The sequence below is a fragment of the Bowdeniella nasicola genome, assembly GCF_001907295.1.
In the GTDB taxonomy this organism is placed as follows: Bacteria; Actinomycetota; Actinomycetes; order Actinomycetales; family Actinomycetaceae; genus Bowdeniella; species Bowdeniella nasicola.
Genome location: NZ_MQVR01000181.1, coordinates 1 through 814 on the forward strand (window position 1 = coordinate 1; position 814 = coordinate 814).

Here is an 814-nt window from a genome sequence, read left to right on the forward strand (position 1 = left end):
GCCGCTGCTGGCGCAGTTACGGGTCGAGCGGGACGTTGGCCGTCCCCGGACCCGGCCGACCAGGTCGCGAACCGGAAACGGCGCGGCGCCCGCGGCGGCCGACCGGTCGGGTTCGATCCGTACGACTACCGCGGGCGCAACGTCATCGAGCGCGGCTACGGGGCGCTGAAGCAGTGGTGGGGGCTGGCGATCCGGTATGACAAGCTCGCGATCGTGTACCGGTCCGCGGTCGTGCTCCACGCCGTGATCGACTGGGCACGCTACTTGTCAGACACGCCCTAGCGCTGTTGAGGTACGTCGTGATGACCGGCGCTGACGTCGTCGAGTTCGTCGACTACCACTGATACCGGCACAATCGAACCGGTTCACCCAGGAGAATTCCTGATGGTCCACTTCATCGAGGGGTGAGGCGTAGTCGTCGTGCGCCACGTCAGCAGGTTGCCACGATCAAACCGTTCGAAGTTGCCTCAACGGTCGGGCTCAGCTCGTGCCGTTGGGTGTCTGCGCCCAGCGCCACAATAATGTGTCGCGTACTGTTTGCGGCGTCAGCGACGTAGTCTGATACTTGAGATATGACATTTTGGACGTTATCGAACGACTGGTTTGATCGACACACAACCCAAGATCTCACCTATCGCGTCCGGGTGCGCGTCATGACGCCAGGTGCATTGGACGCCGCATGGGCGCGAATCGTTGATGAACACGGCGCTGACGAAGCCGGTGTGGATCGCCCCGAGTTTGGTGGAGAGTTCATAGCGGTACGTCAGCCACCACTGGCCGACTGGTTTCAGTGTAGTAGTGTTCCTCGAACTGC

Annotated in this window: 2 pseudogenes; both read left to right on the top strand. The window is 62.2% G+C overall.

The features are described from left to right. Nucleotides 1-282: pseudogene (locus BSZ39_RS12950) on the top strand (hypothetical protein); the annotation flags it as partial. A 290-nt stretch (nucleotides 283-572) separates the two neighbouring features. Then, a pseudogene (locus BSZ39_RS14400) lies at nucleotides 573-814 on the top strand (hypothetical protein); the annotation flags it as partial.